The following is a 17,589-nucleotide window of genomic DNA, read 5'->3' on the forward strand; positions in this document are numbered from 1 at the left end:
GGGTGGGGTCAGGCGGAGGCGCGGTCGACGAGCTGGGTGTCGAGCAGGATGTGCGGGCTGGGCAGCTCCTCGCCGCGGATGCGGGAGACCAGCAGCCGGGCCATCTGCCGGCCCATCTCCTCGACCGGCTGGAAGACCGTGGTCAGCGGCGGGTCGGCCTGCCGGGCGATCGGCGCGTCGTCGAAGCCGACCACGGCGACGTCCTCGGGCACCCGCCGGCCCGCCTCGCGCAGCGTCCGAAGCGCGCCGAACGCCATCAGGTCGGAGGCGACGAAGACCGCGTCCAGATCGGGGCAGACCTCCAGCAGCCGGCGCATCCCGGCCGCCCCGCTGCCCTCGCTGAAGTCCCCGTACGCGATCAGGTCGGGGTTGACCCCGCCCCCGGCGGCCTTGACCGCCTCCTTGTAGCCGGTCAACCGGGCCAGGCCGGCGCCCATGTCCTGCGGCCCGGCGATGGTGGCGATCCGCCGCCGCCCCCGGGCGGCGAGGTGCTCCACGGCGAGCCGGGCGCCGCCGACGTTGTCCACGTCGACGTAGTACGCCGGCTGCGCGCCGGGTTGCAGCATCCGGGCCGGCCGCCCGCCGAGCACGGTGGGCAGGCCGCGCTCCTCCAGCAGGGTGGGCAGCGGGTCGGCGTCGTGCAGCGACAGCAGCAGCACGCCGTCGACGTGCTGGTTGGTGAGGTGGTGCTCGACCCGCTCCCGCTCGATCGGGGACTGCACCATGGCGAGCCAGAGCTGCAACGGGGTCTCCAGCAGCCCGGAGCTGACGCCACGGACGATGCCGGCGAAGAACGGCTCGGTGAAGACCCGGTCGCCGGACTCGGAGACGACCAGGGCGACCGAGTCGGTGCGCTGGGTCACCAGGGCTCGGGCGGCCCGGTTCGGCACGTACCCCAGTTCCGCGATGGCCTGCTCCACCGCGGCCCGGGCCTCCGGGCTCACCTGCGGCGAGCCGTTGACCACGCGGGAGACCGTCCCGCGGCCGACCCCGGCGCGGGCGGCGACCGCGTCGAGGGTCGGGCGCCCGAGCGACCGGGTGCGCTGCGTTGTCATCGTCTGCTCCTCCGACGTCGGGCGGTCCCGGCGCCGCCCGCCAGGGGTGGATGGCGCCGGGACCGCCCGGATGGCTGGCCCGAGCCTATTCTGCGGCCAGACCGTTGCGTCGGATCACCTCGGCGTACCACCTGGCGCTGGACTTGGGGATGCGGGTCTGGCTGTCGTAGTCGACGTAGATCATGCCGAACCGCTTGGTGTAGCCCCAGGCCCATTCGAAATTATCCATCAGCGACCAGGCGAAGTAGCCGTGCAGGGGCACCCCGGCGGCGATCGCCTCGTGCGCGGCGCGCAGGTGGGCGTCGAAGTAGGCGAGCCGGTCCACGTCGTCGACCGCGCCGTCGACCACGGCGTCGACGAAGGCGGAGCCGTTCTCGGTGACGTAGAGCGGCAGGTCGGTGTACTCCTCGTGCACCCGACGCAGCGTCTCGACCAGGCCCGGGGCGTCGATCTCCCAGTCCATGTCGGTGACCGGGACCCCCCGGGTGACGAACCGCACATCCTCGCTGCCCGGCCAGCAGGACGGCGCCCGCCAGTACGTCTCCGGCGCCACGCCCTCGACCGGGGCGGCCACCACGTGCCGGCTGTAGTAGTTGACGCCGACCAGGTCCAGCGGGGTCGAGATGGTGGCCAGGTCGCCCTCGCGGACGTGCCCGAAGTCGGTGACCCCGGCCAGGTCCGCCATCAGGTCCGCGGGGTACGACCCGCGCAGCAGCGGGTCGAGGAAGAACCGGTTGGCCAGCCCGTCGATGCGCCGCGCGGCGTCGACGTCGGCGGGCTCCCCGCTGGCCGGGGTGACCGGGTAGAGGTTGACCGTCACCCCGACCTCGGCGTCGGGCCGCGCGGCGCGCAGCGCCTGCACCGCCAGGCCGTGACCGAGCATCAGGTGGTGCCCGGCCCGGACCGCGTCCGCTGCGTCGGAGCGGCCGGGGGCGTGCGCCCCCGAGCCGTAGCCGAGGAAGGCCGAGCACCACGGCTCGTTCAGCGTGGTCCAGTAGCGCACCCGGTCGCCGAGCGCGTCGGCGACCAACCGCGTGTAGTCGGCGAACCGGCCGGCGGTGTCCCGGGCCGGCCAGCCGCCGGCGTCCTCCAGCGGCTGCGGCAGGTCCCAGTGGTAGAGGGTCAGCCACGGTTCGATGCCATGAGCCAGCAGCGCGTCGACCAGCCGGCGGTAGAAGTCGAGCCCTTCGGGGTTGGCCGGGCCCGCACCGCCGGGCTGCACCCGGGGCCAGGAAACCGAGAACCGGTACGACTTCAGCCCCAGCTCGGCCATCAGCGCGACGTCCTCGTCGAGCCGGTGGTAGTGGTCGCAGGCGACGTCGCCAGTGTGCCCGGCGACCACCCGTCCCGGGGTGTGGCTGAAGGTGTCCCAGATCGACGGGGTCCGGCCGCCCTCGGCCGCCGCGCCCTCGATCTGGTACGCGGCGGTCGCGGCGCCCCAGAGGAAGCCGGGCGGGAAGGTCAGCGGCGGGCGCCCGGCGAGGACGCCGACGGCGGGCGGGCTGGCGGGGTTGCTCACGACTTGACGGCACCTTCCATGATCCCGCCAATGATCTGGCGGCCGAACAGGACGAAGACGATCACCAGCGGCACTGTGCCGATGGCGGTGGCGGCGAACACCTGGGAGTAGTCGGTGTAGTAGGCGTAGGACAGGAACGCCAGGGACACCTGCAGCGTCGGGTTCTCCGGGGTGAGCACCGCGTACGGCCACAGGAAGGAGTTCCACGTCTCCATGAAGGTCAGCAGGCCGAGCACGGCCGCCGCCGGACGCAGCGCGGGCAGCACGATGTTCCAGTAGATCCGGAACGTGCTGGCCCCGTCGACCCGGCCGGCCTCGATCAGCTCGTCGGAGACCGCCTGGGTGGCGTACTGGCGCATCATGAACACGCCGAACGCGCTGACCAGGAACGGCACGGTCACCGCGTAGAGGGTGTCGTACCAGTTCAGGTCCTGGATCATGCCCCAGAGCGGGATGAGGCCGAGCTGGGTCGGGATCATCATGGTCACCACGATCGACAGCAGCAGGATGTTGCGGCCGCGGAAGCGCAGCTTGGCGAAGGCGAAGCCGGCCAGCGAGCCAGTGATCACCACGGAGAGCGTCACCACGGTGGAGACGATCACCGAGTTGAGCAGGCCGGTGAGGAAGTTCGCCGCGTCGTTGTCGAGCACCCGCCCGACGTTGTCGCCGAACGACCCACCGGGCGTGACCGGCGGCGGCACGTCGTTGATCGAGTCGAGGCTGCGGGTGGCGATGACCACCATGTAGTAGAAGGGGTAGATGGACAGCAGCGTCGCCAGGACGAGCGCGACGTAGGTCAGCGGGCTGGTGCGCCACAGGCGCCGGGAAGCCGAGGTCATCTGCGCGCTCCTCACTTGACCGTACGGCGGACGAGCAGGAAGTTGACCAGCGAGACGAGCGCGATCATCAGGAACATCGCCCAGGCGACCGCGGCGCCGTAGCCGGCGGTGTTCAGGTTCTCGATGCCCAGCTCGTACATGTACATCGCGAGCGTCTGGAACTCGCGCTGGTCGCCCCCGATGATGTTGCCGTTGGCGAAGACCAGCGGCTCGGTGAAGAGCTGCAGGCCGCCGATGGTGGACAGGATCACCACGAAGACGAAGGTCGGGGTGAGCATCGGCAGGGTGATCCGCCAGAACTGCGTCCACTGGCCGGCCCCGTCCAGCTCCGCCGCCTCGTACAGGTCACGCGGGATGGCCTGCATGCCGGCCAGCAGGATCAGCGTGTTGTAGCCGGTCCACCGCCAGTTGACCATCGAGGCGACGGCGGTCCAGGAGCTCCACCGCTCGGCGTCCCAGTCGACCGGGTTCACGCCGACCAGGCCGAGCACCCAGTTGATCACGCCGAAGTCGCGCTGGAAGAGCATGCCGAAGACGATCGCCACGGCGGCGACCGAGACCACGTTCGGCATGAAGATGGCCATCCGGAACAGCGTCCGGGCGCGCAGGAAGGTGCGGTTGAGCAGGTTCGCCAGGAACAGCGCGATCAGCAACTGGGGGACCGTCGACAGCAGGAAGATGCCGAAGGTGTTCAGCGTGGCGTTCCAGAAGTACTCGTCGGTGACGAGCCTCGTGTAGTTGTCGAACCCGATGAAGGAGTGGTCCCCGATCAGGTTCCAGTCGTGCAGGGACATCCAGGCGGTCCGCAGCATCGGGTAGAGCCCGAACACGCCGAAGACCAGGAAGAACGGCGCGATGTAGAGGTACGGGGAGTACTTCAGGTCCAGCCGGGTCAGCTTGTGCGACCGGGACCGGCGCGCGGCGGGTGGGCGGGGCGGCGCCGCCGGTGGCGGCGGCGCCGTGGTGGCCGACAGGCTCATGGGGATCCTTCCCGGCGCCGGCGGCGGCCGGCGCGCAGGCGGTGGTACGCGGAACGGGACGCCGCCGGTGGCGCCCGGATGCGGACCCGGGCGCCACCTCACGACGCGGTGGATCAGAAGGCGCCCTGCGTCGCGGCGTCCTTGGTGAACTGCTCCCAGGCCTTTTCCTTGCTGGCCTGCCCGTTCTCGTACGAGCGCAGCGCCGGCTCGAAGGCGTTCTCCTTCACCGCCTGGTGCTTCGGCCCGAGGTGCAGCGGCTGGATGTTGGCCACGCTGTCACCGAAGATCTTCCCGGTCGGGGCGTTGTTGAAGTACTCGTTGGTGTAGGCGAGGAACTCCGGGTTCTTCAGCGCCTCCAGGTTGGTCGGCAGCGGGCCCTTGAGCTTGAACGCCGCCACCTGGCTCTGCGCGCTGGTCAGGTACTCGGCGAGCTTCGCCGCCTCCTTGGGGAACTTGCTCTGCTGCGGCACGGAGAGCCAGGAGCCACCCCAGTTGCCGGCGCCGCCGGGCACCGGGGCGACGTCCCACTTGCCCTTGTTCTCCGGGCCGGAGTTGTCCGCGACGATGCCGAGCATCCAGGACGGGCAGAAGGTGGCCGCGAAGGTGCCCTGCTTGAAGCCGGCGGACCACTCCGGCGACCAGGTGGCCGTCTCGGCGGTGATGTTCGCGTCCGCCATGGCGACCGCGGTGTCCCAGGAGGTCTTCACGGCCGCGCTGCTGTCGGCGACCACCTTGTCCTGCTTGTCGTAGAAGAGGTCACCGCCCTGCTGGAACATCACCGCGCTGGCGGCGGTGGTGACCGAGTCGAGCATCCCCTTGCCGGTGGCGGCGCGGTACTTCTTGCCGGTCTCGATGAAGGCGTTCCAGTCCGGCCAGAGCGCGGCCACCTGGTCCCGCTCGACCGGCAGCTTGGCGGCCTGGAAGAGGTCCCGGCGGTAGCAGACGGCGAGGCTGCCGACGTCGGTGGGCAGGCCCATCAGCCGCCCGTCCGGCGCCTTGCCCAGCTCGTACTTCCAGGGCAGGTAGTCCTTGCTGTGGTCGGCGACCAGCGGGGCGAGGTCGACCCAGTTGGCCGGGTTGGCCTTGAACTCGTTGAGGATGCCCTCTTCCAGGGCGATCACGTCGGCCGCGCCCCGGCCGGTGGCCAGCGCCCGGACGATCTTCGGCCGGTACTCGTTGAGCTGCGCGGTCTTGCGCAGCTCAACCTTGATGCCGGTGTCCTTCTCGTACTGCTTGATGATTTCGTCGTAGCCGAACTCGCCGAACGTGTCCACGACCAGCTTGGCCGGCTTCTCGCCGGCTGCCGGCGTGTCGTCGTTGCCGCAGGCCGCGAGGCCGCCGAGGGCGGTGATCGCGGCCAGGGCGGCGGCCGCCACGCGGCTACGCCGCAAGGTGAGGCTCATCCTGACCCCTCTTTCGGTGGTGAGGCGTGAATCGGGTGTGGTGGGGGGTGCCGTGCGCGCCGATCCCGGCGAGCCGGTGCTCGGCCCCGGAGCGGTCTCGGAAATCCTCGCCGCGTGCGGGAGCGCTCCCATGAGATTGCCGGCGGGTGCCAGGGGTGTCAATAGGGCTATGGGAGCGTTCCCAGATCGTTACCGCGCACGCGGCGCGAAGGCGGCGGAACGGCACGGGCCGCTCCGCCCGGCACGGGCCTCACGAGCCGGCGGGGGACGGCCGGTCGGCACGGGCCTCACGAGCCGGCGGGGGCCGGCCGGTCGGCACGAACGGCGTGACCGCCCACGGGGCCCGGTCAGCGGACGCGGCCGGCGGGGCGGCTCGCCGCGGGTCAGCAGAAGCGGCGCAGCAGGGTGGCGACCCGGCCCGCGTCGAAGGCCGCCGGGTCGAAGCGCTCGCCCACCCAGTCGCGCATCGACCGATGCTCCGGGTGACCCGGGTCAGCCAGCGCGGCCAGCAGGATCTGGTAACCGGCCGGACCGCCGGCATTCTCCGGCGGGCATGCCCGCGCACCGTCCAGGCAGGTCGGGTAGCGCTCGTCCGGATCGGCGGTGAACGCGTCCTCCACCACCAGGTCGTGCTCCCACCAGTCGCCGAAGTCGTAGGTGTAGTGGAACCGGCTGCCCTTGCCGACCACCGCGTCCAGCCGGACGTCCAACTCGTCGCGGAGGGCCAGCTCACCGTCCGGGTCGGGCTCGCCGTACTGCCGGCTGTCGATCTCGAACGAGTGCAGGTGGCAGTCGCGCCAGCCCATCCCGTGCTGCACCACCCGGTGCAGCCGGTCGAGGGTGTAACCGCCAGGCACCAGCACCCGGCGCCACACCGACGGCCGGACCCCGGTCAGGGAAATCCTCAGCTGGAAGATCTGACGCGGCATGCTGTCCCCATCCTCCCTCGGCATAGGCTGCCAGCATGATCTGCCGAGCGTGCCGGGCGAGGCGGCACGACGACTGCCCGGGCCGGAACTGGTGCGACTGCCAGCACCGTACCCCTCGACCCACCCCTCCGGTCACCGGTCCGGCCAGCGAATGACCGTCGGGACCCCGATTTCCCGGCTCTGGCCGGCGGCCGCACCGGAACCACTGGACGACGCCGCGCTCACCGCGCTCTACGGTCGCGCCGACCGTCCCCACCTGCGGGTCAACTTCGTGACCAGCGTCGACGGCGCGGTCGCCGTCGACGGCTACTCCGCGGGGCTCTCCGGCCAGTCGGACAAGCGGGTCTTCGGGCTGCTGCGGATGCTTTGCGACGCGCTCGTGGTGGCCGCCGGGACGCTGCGGCACGAGGGCTACCGGGCGGTCCGGCTCAGCCCGGAGCGGCGGGCCTGGCGGCGACGCAACGGCCTGGCCGAGTACCCGACGCTGGTCGTCGTCTCCGGCTCACTGCGCCTCGACCCGACGCTGGCCGCGTTCGCCGACGCGCCGGTCCGCCCGGTGGTGCTCACCCGCGCCGACGCCGTGGCACCGCCCGGGCTGGCCGAGGTCGCCGACCTGGTGCGCTGCGGCACCGACCGGGTGGACCTCGCCGCCGGCCTGGCCGAGCTGCGCCGCCGCGGGTACGATCAGCTGCTCTGCGAGGGCGGCCCGCGGCTGTTCGGCGCGCTCACCGCCGCCGACCTGGTCGACGAGGTCTGCCTCACCGTCGCCCCGCTGCTCACCGGCGCCGGACCGGGCCGGATCACCGCGGGTGAACCCAGCCCGGTGCGGCACCTGCCGCTGCGGCACGTGCTCGCCGCCGACGGCGTGCTGCTGCTGCGTTACGCCCGAGACTGACACCCGCTACCGGGCGGGGCGACCGGTCGTGGTCGGCCCGCCACGTTCCGACAGACCGCCCGGCGGCCGGCGTGGCATCCGCCGCGTCGCGTGGCGACGTGTCGTACTCCTCGGGCAGGATGCAGGGCGTGTGCCCCGACCGCGACCAACCGACCGGAGTTGCCCGATGACTGACGACGGGTTCGACGGCCCGGGCGGGGAGGTCGGCCGGGTGCTGGGCACCGCCGACGCGACCCCGTTGCAGTTCTGGACCGCGGTCTCCCCCGGCAGCTACCTCCAGCTCGACGATGTCGTGGTGACCCGCCGGGAGCTGCCCGACCGGGAACCGGTGACGATCGCCGGCGTGGTCACCCAGGTGCGGGCCCGGCACGAGGGCGCCCAGTTCGACTCGGACGTCTTCGCCATCGCCGACGGCACGCTCCCGGCGCAGGTGCAGGAGGCGGCCGAGATCACCACCACCCGGGTCGATCCCGAGCTCTACGTGCCGCCCACCCCGGGAGCGGTGGTGCACCGCGCCGAGGGCGACGCCCGGGCCCGGGCGCTGCACTTCGACCGCATGGAGCGACGCATCCCGATGGGGATGGGCCGCGACGGGGTGCCGGTCTACCTCAACGCCGACTTCCTCGACGGCAGCCGGGGGGCGCACGTCTCCATCTCCGGCATCTCCGGGGTGGCCACCAAGACCAGCTTCGCCACCTTCCTGCTCTACTCGGTGTTCCGCTCCGGGGTGCTCGGCGGCGACGCGGTCAACGCCAAGGCGCTCATCTTCAACGTCAAGGGCGAGGACCTGCTCTTCCTCGACCATCCCAACACCCGGCTCGACGACCCCACCCGGGCCGCGTACGCGCGGCTCGGGCTGGCCGCCGGGGCGTTCCCGGACGTCCGGGTCTACGCCCCGCCCCGGGTCGGCGACTCCTCCGGCACGCCGGACGTGAGCAGCCGGCTCACCGGGGTGGACAGCTTCTACTGGACCCTCGCCGAGTTCTGTGCCGACCGGCTGCTGCCGTACGTCTTCGCCGACGCCGACGACGAGCGCCAGCAGTACACGATGGTGGTGCACTCGGTCGCCGCCCACCTGGCCCGGCACGCTCAGCCCGCCGACGGCGGGGTGAGCGTCGACGGGGTGCGGCTCGGCTCGTACGCCGACCTGGTCGACCACGTCGTCGAGCAGCTCAACGACGACGAGACCCGCTCCGACTGGGCCGGCAGCGCAGTGGGCCTCGGCACGGTCAACGCCTTCGCCCGCCGGCTCATCGGCAGCAAGAAGGACCTCTCCCGGCTGATCCGCGGCGACCTGGCCACCCGCCGCCCGCACAGCATCAACACCGCCGAGAGCGCCCAGGTCACCGTGGTCGACCTGCACAACCTCCCGGACCGCGCGCAGCGCTTCGTGGTCGGCGTGACGCTCAAGAGCGAGTTCGAGCGCAAGGAGAAGGCCGGCACCGCCAAGCCGCTGCTCTTCGTGGTGCTCGACGAGCTCAACAAGTACGCCCCTCGGGAGGGCTCCTCCCCGATCAAGGAGGTGCTGCTCGACATCGCCGAGCGGGGCCGCTCGCTCGGGGTAATCCTGGTCGGCGCCCAGCAGACCGCGAGCGAGGTGGAGCGCCGGATCGTCACCAACTCGGCGATCCGGGTGGTCGGCCGGCTCGACCCGGCCGAGGCGTCCCGCCCCGAGTACGGCTTCCTGCCGCCGGCCCAGCGGCAGCGCGCACTGCTGGCCAAGCCGGGCACGATGTTCGTCAACCAGCCCGACATCCCGGTGCCGCTCTGCCTGGAGTTCCCCTTCCCGGCCTGGGCGACCCGGGTTTCCGAGGCCGGCCGGGCCCCGTCGGAGACCCTCCGGTCGATCACCCAGTCCGCCGACCCGTTCGCGGTGGTGGGCTCCGGCGGCGGCACCACCGACGACGACATCCCGTTCTAGGGGGCACCGGTGAACGCGAGGAGTGGGCTTGCGAGCCTGGCGGCCGCGAGCGAAAGGCCAGCACGGTGAAGATCCTGCACACCTCCGACTGGCACGTCGGCAAGGTCCTCAAGGGGCAGTCGCGGGCCGAGGAGCACAAGCAGGTGCTCGCCGGGGTGATCGACATTGCCCGTCAGGAGCGGCCCGACCTGGTCATCGTCGCCGGCGACCTGTACGACACCGCCGCCCCCACGCCCGAGGCCACCCGGCTGGTCACCCGGGCGCTGACCGCGCTGCGCCGCACCGGCGCCGACGTGGTGGCGATCGGCGGCAACCACGACAACGGCCAGGCCCTGGACGCGCTGCGCCCGTGGGCCGAGGCCGCCGGGATCACGCTGCGCGGCGGCGTACGGGACAACCCGGACGAGCATGTCATCGACGGCGCCACCACCGGCGGGGAACGCTGGCGGCTGGCCGCGCTGCCGTTCCTGTCCCAGCGCTACGCCGTCCGGGCGGTGGAGATGTACGAGCTGACCGCCGCCGAGGCCACCCAGACGTACGCCGACCACCTCGGCCGGGTACTCGGCCGGCTGACCGAGGGCTTCACCGAGCCCGACCGGGTGCACCTGGTCACCGCCCACCTGACCGTGGTCGGCGCGGCCACCGGCGGCGGCGAGCGGGACGCGCACACGGTGCTCGGCTACGCCGTGCCGGCGACGGTCTTCCCGGGCACCGCGCACTACGTGGCACTGGGCCACCTGCACCGCTCACAGCGGGTGCCAGGGCCCTGCCCGATCCGCTACAGCGGCAGCCCGCTGGCGGTCGACTTCGGCGAGCAGGAGAACGTCCCCGCCGTGACGATCGTCGAGGTGACCGCGACGACGGCGGCGCAGATCCGCGAGGTGCCGGTGGCCGGCGCGTCCGCGCTGCGGACGGTGCGGGGCACCCTCGCCCAGCTCGCCGAGATCGAGGCCCCGGACGCCTGGCTGCGGGTGTACGTGCGGGAGCAACCGCGCGCCGGGCTGCGCGAGGAGGTCCAGGAGCTGCTCCCCCGGGCGCTGGAGATCCGGATCGATCCGGAGCTGGTGCCCGCCCCCGGCAGCGGCACCCGGGTCGCGCAGCGGGCCGGGCGCTCGCCCCGCGAGCTCTTCGCCGACTACCTCGACAGCCGCGGGCACGCCGACGACGGCGTCCGGGAGCTCTTCGACGAGCTCTTCGAGGAGGTCGACCACTGATGCGGCCGATGCGGCTGGACATGGCGGGCTTCACCGTCTTCCGCGACGAGACCACGGTGGACTTCACCGACACCGACTTCTTCGCGCTGGTCGGCCCGACCGGCTCCGGCAAGTCGACGGTGCTGGACGCGATCTGCTTCGCCCTCTACGGCACGGTGCCCCGCTGGGGCGGCGCGCGGGGCCTGGCCAACGCCCTGGCGCCGTCGGCCGCCGAGGCGCGGGTCCGGCTGGTCTTCGAGTCCGGCGGCGCCCGCTACGTGGCCACCCGGGTGGTCCGGCGGGACGGCCGGGGCAATGTCAAGACCGCCAACGCCGGGTTGCAGCTGATGCCGGCCGGCTTCGACGTGACCAAGCTGGACACCGGGCTCAGCCCGGAGGACCTGGGCGAGGTGGTCGCCGGCACCCCCGCGGAGATGGACCAGGCGGTGCTGGCCGCGGTGGGGCTGCCGTACGAGCAGTTCACCAGCTGTGTGGTGCTGCCGCAGGGGCAGTTCGCCGACTTCCTGCACGCCAAGCCGGCCACCCGGCAGCAGATCCTGGTCAACCTGCTGGGCCTCGGAGTTTACGAGGACGTGCAGAAAAAGGCGACGGCGCGGGCGGCGCGGGCCGAGGCGAAGCTGGAGGCGGTCGACCAACTGCTCGCCGGGCTCGCCGACGTCGACGAGGCCGCGCTGGAGGCGGCGACCGGGCAGGTCGAGCGGACGCGCGAGCTGATCGGGGCGGTGACGGCGGCGGTACCGGAGCTGGAGGCCGCCCGGGCCACGACGCGGGAGGCCGGCGCGGCGCTGGCCGCCCTCGACGCCGACCTGGACGTGCTGGCCGCCGTCCGCGCCCCGGACGGGGTGGCCGAGGTGGCCCGGGCGGTGGCGACCGCCCGCGCCGCGGCGGATGAGGCGGCGACCGCGGTGTCGCTGGCCGAGGAGCGGGAGGAGAAGCTCCGCGGCGAACTGGCCTCGGCCGGGGACGAGAGCGCGCTGCGGCTGCTGCTGAAGGCGTACACCGACCGGGACGGGCTGGCCGGCGAGGCCGAGTCGGTGCGCGCGACGGTGGCCGCCGCGCAGGCCGAGCACGCCGCGGCGGCGGTGGCGCTGGCCGACGCGCGGGCGGCGGCCGAGCGGGCCGAGGCCGAGCTGGAGGCGGCCTTCCGGGCCCACGAGGAGGCGAAGGCCACCGACCAGGCGGTGGCGCTGCGCGCGCACCTGCGCGACGGCGCGACCTGCCCGGTCTGCGAGCAGACCGTGGACCGGGTGCCGGCGGTGCCGGCCGACTCGGCGGTTGCCGCCGCCACCGCCGCCGGCCGGGCCGCCCGGGCCGCGACCAAGGCCGCCCAGGCCGTGGTGCAGGAACGGGACGCCGCGGCTCGCGAGCTGGAGCGGGTGCTGCTGCGGGCCCGGGCCCGGCAGGACCAGCTGGACGCCCGGCTGGCCGAGTTGAACGGGCAGCTGGCCGGGGCGGCCGAGCCGGCGGTGCTGCGCCGGGAACTCGACGAGCAGGCCCGGCTGCGCCGGGCCCTGGACGACGCGGCCACCGCGGTCCGCGCCGGCCGGGACGCCGCGCGGCGGGCCCGGGGCGCGCTGGACACCGCCGAGCAACGCCTGCGGGGGGCGTGGCGGGCGTTCGACACCGCCCGGGACGGGCTGGCCCGGTTCGGCCCGCCGGCGGCCGACCGCGAGGACGTCGCCGTGGCCTGGGCCACCCTCACCGGCTGGGCCGCCGCCGAGGTGGAGCGGCGCCGGGCGGACCGCGCCGGGCGGGTGGCCGCGGTGGCCGAGGCCGAGGCGGCGGCCGCCGCGGTGGCGGAGCGGATCGCCGGCATCTTCGCCGCCGCCGGGCTGCCGGCCGCCGACGATCCGGTCCGCGCCGCCGCCGTGGCCCTCGAACGGGCCGAGGCCGACCGGCGCCGCCTGCTGGAGCGGCGCGAGCAGGCCGCCGAGCTGCGCGGGCAGCGGGCCGGGCACGAGCGCGACGCGCAGGTCGCCCGCGCCCTGGCGGGGCACCTGCGGGCCAACAACTTCGAGCGCTGGTTGCTCGCCGAGGCGCTCGACCTGCTCGTCGACGGGGCCTCCGCCATCCTGCGGGAGCTCTCCGGCGGCCAGTACGACCTGGTGCACGACAAGGGCGAGTTCTTCGTGGTCGACCACCACGACGCGGGGCTGCGCCGGGGCGTGCGCACGCTCTCCGGCGGCGAGACGTTCCAGGCGTCGCTGGCGCTGGCGCTGGCGCTGTCCGAGCAGCTCGCTGGGATGTCCACCACCGCGGCGAGCCTGGAGTCGATCGTGCTGGACGAGGGTTTCGGCACGCTCGACGCGGCCACCCTCGACACGGTGGCCGCCACGCTGGAGAACCTCGCGGCCCGCGGCGACCGGATGGTCGGCGTGGTCACCCACGTGCCCGCGCTGGCCGAGCGCATCCCGGTCCGGTTCGAGGTACGCAAGGACGCCCGGTCGGCCCGCGTCGAGCGGACCGGCCGGTGACCGGCGTGCCCGGCGGCGCCGGGGTGCCGGCGATGGGAGACTCGGGCCGGTGACCAACCCCCGGTTCTTCGTCGACGCCTGGGATCCGGCGTACGGCGCCTCGTTCGAGGCGGCCGGCGGCGGTCCCGCGGCGCCGAGCAGCGCCCAGGTCGACGCCGACGTCGAGCTGCCCGCCGTGGACTGGCGGGCGGTCGGCCCCCGGCCCGGCGTCCGGGCCCCCGACGTGGTGCTGCTGGTCGACGGGGTCCGCCGGATCGACGCGAGCGTCTGGACGGCGGAGGACGACGGCGGCTCGTTCCCCGGCCTCGCCGCCTCGTACGCGGCCGGGGTGGTCCGCTGCGACCTGGAGCGCGGTGCCGCGCAGCTGGCTGGCGCGAGGGTGGGCCGGGGGCTGTTCACGGCGAGCCCGTCCGCGCAGGACGTGGTCGCCGGGAGCATCCGCTACCCGGTGCACCGGGTCGGCGGCACCGGCGAGCTGAACAAGCTGCCCGCCGCCGTGCAGGGGCCGCTGACCGCGCTGGAGGTGGCGGTCTCCGGGGCGGCCCGCACGGACGGCGACCTGCTGGTGGTGGACGGCCCGCTGCGCAACCGGCGGCAGCTGCCGCGCACCCTCGGCTACATCAAGACCCAGCACAGCCAGTACCTCGACGCCCGGCTCACTGCCGTGGTCACCGGGCTGGCGGCCGGCGAGCGCTCCCCGGTGTTCCGGCTCGGCACCGCCTGGGGCGGCTGGTCGTGGTACCTGCGGCTGCCGGTGGCCCTCGGTGCGCCCTGGGCGGGCATCGTCCGGATGGAGTGCTCCGCCGACCTGAGCGTCGACGAGGCGGTGGAGCTGGCCGACCTGTCGCTGGTCACGCTGCCCCGGTTCGCCTCCACCCCGTACAAGGACCCGCGGGCGCCGCAGAACCTCATCCCGATCGCCGGGCTGGAACGGCGGCTGCGGGCGCTGCTCGGCGACGCCCGGCTGCTGCACCGGGCGCTGACCGCCGCCGCCCGCGCCCCCGGGGCCCGCCGCTGATGGGGCGCCGCCGCGCCGGTGACCGGGTGGCCGAGCAGGTGGAGACCGGGCTGGCGGAGCTGCTGCCGGATCCCGACCGGCCGGGCTCGTGGACACTGCTGCTGGACGGCGCGCCGCAGTCGCACGTCGACCTGACCGACCCCACCCACCTGGAGTTCGAGTACGTCCGGCGGCTGGCCGCGGCGATCGACCTGGTGGCGCCGGCCGGCGTACCGCTGCGGGTGCTGCACCTCGGCGGGGGCGCGCTCACCCTGCCCCGATACGTCGCCGCCACCCGCCCAGGCTCCGGCCAGCGGGTGTCCGAGGTGGACGGCGCGCTGGTCGAGCTGGTCCGGCGGGCCCTGCCGTGGCCCGCCGACCCGCGGCTGAAGGTGCGGGTGGGCGACGCCCGGGCGGTGCTGGCCGCCAGCCGGGACGCCAGCTACGACGTGGTGGTCGCCGACGTGTTCGCCGGCGCCCGCACCCCGGCTCACCTGACCTCCGCCGAGTACGCCGGTGAGGTGGCCCGGGTGCTGCGGCCGGACGGCTGGTACCTGGCCAACATCGCCGACGGGCCACCGCTGCGCCACGCCCGGGGGCAGGTCGCCACGGTCCGGTCGGTGCTGCCCCGGGCGGCCCTGGTCGGGGACGCGGCCGTGCTGCGCGGGCGCCGCTACGGCAACCTGGTGCTGGTGGCCGGCCGGGTCGAGCCGCCGGTGCCCGAGCTGACCCGGCGGGCCGCCGGGGACTGGTTCCCCGGCCGGGTGCTCTCCGGCGCGGAGCTGGACCGGTTCGCCGGCGGCGCCCCGGTGGTCCGCGACGCCGACGCCACCGACTCGACGCCACCGCCGCCGGGGATTTTTTCCGTGCGCCGTTGATCCGTTCGCCGGAGTGCTCCGTACCAACGGGCGGCCATGCCCGTGGGGGGACGGCCGATGTCATCGGACACCCGGAGGTCTGCATGCATGCGGTGGCGGTCGGCTGGCACGGTGACCGGGTGCGGGCGGACTGGATGACCGCGCGGTCCCAGTCGCGGCAGAGCACGTCTGCTCGCGGGGTCGACTCGCGCCCGGCGCCTCGCCAGAATGGGCCGGTGACTCCGCGATCGGCGCCCGGACGCCACCAGGCGGCGACCACCGAGACCGCGCACTCCGACCAGTTGATCCGGCTGCTCTACGCCGAGCACGCCGGCCCGCTGCTGGCGTTCGTGATGCGCCTGACCGGCGGTGACCGGCAGCGGGCCGAGGACATCGTGCAGGAGACGCTGCTGCGGGCCTGGCGCAACGCGCACCGGCTGGGGGCGCAGGGGCAGGGCTCGCTGCGACCGTGGCTGGTGACCGTGGCCCGGCGGATCGCCATCGACGAGCACCGCAGCGAACAGGCCCGCCCGGCCGAGACGTACGACCGGGACCTGACCGCGTTCGCGGAAGCGGACAGCACCGACCGGGTGCTGCGCACGATGACGGTGGCGGACGCACTGCGTACGCTGAGCCAGTCGCACCGCGAGATTCTGGTCGCGACGTACTTCCGGGGGCGGACGGTGCCGGAGGCGGCCGAGGAGCTGGGCCTTCCGCTCGGCACCGCGAAGTCGCGGGTCTACTACGCGCTGCGCGCGCTGCGCACGGCTCTGCAGGAACGGGGGGTGACGGAATGAGCCGCGCGGATCACATGGACGTCGCGGCGTACGCGCTCGGGGTGCTGGACGAGCACGACACGGAACGGTTCGAGGAACACCTCGCCACCTGCTGGGCGTGCGCCGCGGAGCTGGAGACGATGGTGCCCGTGGTGGGGCTGCTCTCCGACATCGACGGCGAGACGATGACCGCGCTGGAGCACACGCAGACCGATCCGGCCCTGCTGGACCGGACGCTGGTCGCGGTGCGCGCCCACCGCCGGCGGGCCCGGTTCCGCCAGCTGCTCGCCACCGCGGCCGCGGTGGTGGTGCTGGGCGGTGCCACCGGGATCGGCTTCGCCGGCGTCACCGGCGACAGCGACCCGCCGGAGGTCCGGGCCGACCCGACGATCACCGCGCCGGTCGGATCGCCGACGACGACCCGGACCAGTGCCCCGGGTGATCCGGGGCTCGGCGGGCCCGAGCAGCCGGAGGGCGAGCAGACCAACGTCATCGACCCGAGCACGGGTGTCCAGGCGACCTTCTTCGTCGCGTCGAAGGAGTTCGGCACGAAGGTGAACTTCACGCTGGGCAAGCTGCCCGGGCCGCGTACCTGCCGGCTGGTGGTGGTCCGCAAGAATGCCACCACCGAGGTGATCTCGACGTGGTCGGTGCCGGGCGGCGGCTACGGCACCAACACGAACCCGACCATCCTGACCCTGTCGGCGTCCACCTCGGCGCGGGTCAACGAGATCAAGCAGTTCCAGGTGCAGTCGGTCGACCCGAACGGGGTGGCGAGCCCGCTGGTGACCGTACCGCTGTAGCGGCGGTCACCGATCGGCGCCGGACGTAATGGCCGGCGCCGATCTGTCGTTCGTTCTGGAAAATGTTTCCGTCGGGTGGCCACACGAACCCGACCATCGATCGGTTCAACGATTCTGCGTGAAATTGACCACGGTTTGTCGTTCAACCTTGACAGTCGCCCTCCCGTATTACCCGGTGAACTGCCAAGAATGAGGAGGGCACGTGGCACAGATGAAGCGGACCGTCATCGTCGCGAGCGCGATGGTCGCACTTACGGCCTGCGCTCCCGCAGGCTACGACGGGGCGAACCCGAGCGCGGCCGAGCCGGTCGCCGTCGCCGCGGCCGAACCCACCGCGGCGGCCGAACCCGAGGCGTCGGCGTCCGCGGAGGCCCCGGCCGACGCGCCGCCGCCCGCCGACGTGGAACTGACCGACCAACTCATTGGCAAGAAGGTGGCCCGGATGGGCAGCGTGGTCACCGACCAGGACGGGTGGATCCTGTACCGCTTCGACAAGGACACCAACGACCCGCCGTCGTCCAACTGCGTCGACAAGTGCGCCGAGGTGTGGCCCCCGGCGCTGAGCGACGGGAACCCGCAGCTCAACGGCGTCTCCGACGACAAGGTCGGCACCGTCACCCGGCAGGACGGCACCCGGCAGATCACCCTGGACGGCTGGCCGCTCTACCGCTACATCGGCGACAAGAAGCCCGGCCAGTGGAAGGGCCAGGGCGTCGGCGGCACCTGGTTCGTGGTCGCCCCGGACGGCAAGAAGAACCTCAGCTGCCTGCCGACCGGCACCCCGAAGCCGGTCGCCCCGCCCTCGGACAACGACAAGGCCGGCGCGGAGAGCGGCGACTCCGGCTACTCGTACTGATCCCCTGGACACGGTGGCCGGTCGCAGCCGAGGAGGGCGCGGTCGGCCACCGTCGTGAACCGGACGCCCGG

At 73.6% G+C, this 17,589-nt stretch carries 15 protein-coding genes; 9 read left to right on the forward strand and 6 right to left on the reverse strand.

Annotation, left to right across the window (positions count from 1 at the left end; all coding sequences use genetic code 11):
• Positions 1–8: 8 nt before the first annotated feature.
• From C1I99_RS08595 to C1I99_RS08620, 6 genes are all read right to left on the reverse strand, one after another.
• The gene (locus C1I99_RS08595; RefSeq protein ID WP_111133673.1) at positions 9–1,055 is read right to left on the reverse strand and encodes a LacI family DNA-binding transcriptional regulator; all 1,047 of its coding nucleotides are present in this window, start codon (positions 1,053–1,055) and stop codon (positions 9–11) included.
• Positions 1,056–1,140: 85 nt separating this feature from the next.
• Positions 1,141–2,574, reverse strand: a complete 1,434-nt coding sequence (locus C1I99_RS08600) for a GH1 family beta-glucosidase (RefSeq protein WP_111133674.1) — start codon at positions 2,572–2,574, stop codon at positions 1,141–1,143.
• Complete coding sequence (locus C1I99_RS08605) at positions 2,571–3,413, reverse strand: carbohydrate ABC transporter permease (protein WP_111133675.1); 843 nt, start codon at positions 3,411–3,413, stop codon at positions 2,571–2,573. Before C1I99_RS08605 ends, C1I99_RS08600 begins: the two co-directional genes overlap by 4 nt.
• An 11-nt stretch (positions 3,414–3,424) precedes the next feature.
• Positions 3,425–4,393 carry a carbohydrate ABC transporter permease gene (locus C1I99_RS08610; RefSeq protein ID WP_111133676.1) on the reverse strand — a complete coding sequence of 323 codons (969 nt, stop codon included), beginning with the start codon at positions 4,391–4,393 and terminating at the stop codon, positions 3,425–3,427.
• A gap of 113 nt (positions 4,394–4,506) precedes the next feature.
• The gene (locus C1I99_RS08615; RefSeq protein ID WP_111133677.1) at positions 4,507–5,796 is read right to left on the reverse strand and encodes an ABC transporter substrate-binding protein; all 1,290 of its coding nucleotides are present in this window, start codon (positions 5,794–5,796) and stop codon (positions 4,507–4,509) included.
• Positions 5,797–6,179: 383 nt separating this feature from the next.
• The gene (locus C1I99_RS08620; RefSeq protein ID WP_111133678.1) at positions 6,180–6,725 is read right to left on the reverse strand and encodes a plasmid pRiA4b ORF-3 family protein; all 546 of its coding nucleotides are present in this window, start codon (positions 6,723–6,725) and stop codon (positions 6,180–6,182) included.
• 151 nt (positions 6,726–6,876) lie between these two features.
• Between C1I99_RS08620 and C1I99_RS08625 the strand changes: the two genes are divergently transcribed.
• The 9 genes from C1I99_RS08625 to C1I99_RS08665 all read left to right on the forward strand — a co-directional run bounded on the left by C1I99_RS08625 (position 6,877) and on the right by C1I99_RS08665 (position 17,518).
• Positions 6,877–7,620, forward strand: coding sequence for a pyrimidine reductase family protein (locus C1I99_RS08625; RefSeq protein ID WP_111133679.1), 744 nt, complete (start codon positions 6,877–6,879; stop codon positions 7,618–7,620).
• 166 nt (positions 7,621–7,786) lie between these two features.
• Positions 7,787–9,541: an ATP-binding protein gene (locus C1I99_RS08630; RefSeq protein ID WP_111133680.1), complete on the forward strand. Its 1,755-nt coding sequence runs from the start codon at positions 7,787–7,789 to the stop codon at positions 9,539–9,541.
• A gap of 65 nt (positions 9,542–9,606) precedes the next feature.
• Positions 9,607–10,755, forward strand: a complete 1,149-nt coding sequence (locus C1I99_RS08635; RefSeq protein ID WP_111133681.1) for an exonuclease SbcCD subunit D — start codon at positions 9,607–9,609, stop codon at positions 10,753–10,755.
• Positions 10,755–13,229: an AAA family ATPase gene (locus C1I99_RS08640; protein WP_111133682.1), complete on the forward strand. Its 2,475-nt coding sequence runs from the start codon at positions 10,755–10,757 to the stop codon at positions 13,227–13,229. The genes C1I99_RS08635 and C1I99_RS08640 overlap by 1 nt, the downstream gene beginning before the upstream one ends.
• 49 nt (positions 13,230–13,278) lie before the next feature.
• Positions 13,279–14,247, forward strand: coding sequence for a hypothetical protein (locus C1I99_RS08645; RefSeq protein WP_111133683.1), 969 nt, complete (start codon positions 13,279–13,281; stop codon positions 14,245–14,247).
• Positions 14,247–15,104 (forward strand): spermidine synthase, encoded by an 858-nt coding sequence (locus C1I99_RS08650; RefSeq protein ID WP_111133684.1) that lies wholly within the window; start codon positions 14,247–14,249, stop codon positions 15,102–15,104. The genes C1I99_RS08645 and C1I99_RS08650 overlap by 1 nt, the downstream gene beginning before the upstream one ends.
• Before the next feature lie 83 nt (positions 15,105–15,187).
• A complete protein-coding gene (locus tag C1I99_RS08655) occupies positions 15,188–15,880 on the forward strand; it encodes a sigma-70 family RNA polymerase sigma factor (RefSeq protein WP_111133685.1) in 693 nt (230 codons plus the stop codon).
• Positions 15,877–16,662 carry an anti-sigma factor family protein gene (locus C1I99_RS08660; protein WP_111133686.1) on the forward strand — a complete coding sequence of 262 codons (786 nt, stop codon included), beginning with the start codon at positions 15,877–15,879 and terminating at the stop codon, positions 16,660–16,662. Before C1I99_RS08655 ends, C1I99_RS08660 begins: the two co-directional genes overlap by 4 nt.
• Before the next feature lie 202 nt (positions 16,663–16,864).
• Complete coding sequence (locus C1I99_RS08665; RefSeq protein WP_111133687.1) at positions 16,865–17,518, forward strand: hypothetical protein; 654 nt, start codon at positions 16,865–16,867, stop codon at positions 17,516–17,518.
• The last annotated feature ends 71 nt before the right edge of the window (positions 17,519–17,589 follow it).

The sequence above is a fragment of the Micromonospora deserti genome, assembly GCF_003236335.1.
GTDB classification, from domain to species: Bacteria; Actinomycetota; Actinomycetes; order Mycobacteriales; family Micromonosporaceae; genus Micromonospora; species Micromonospora deserti.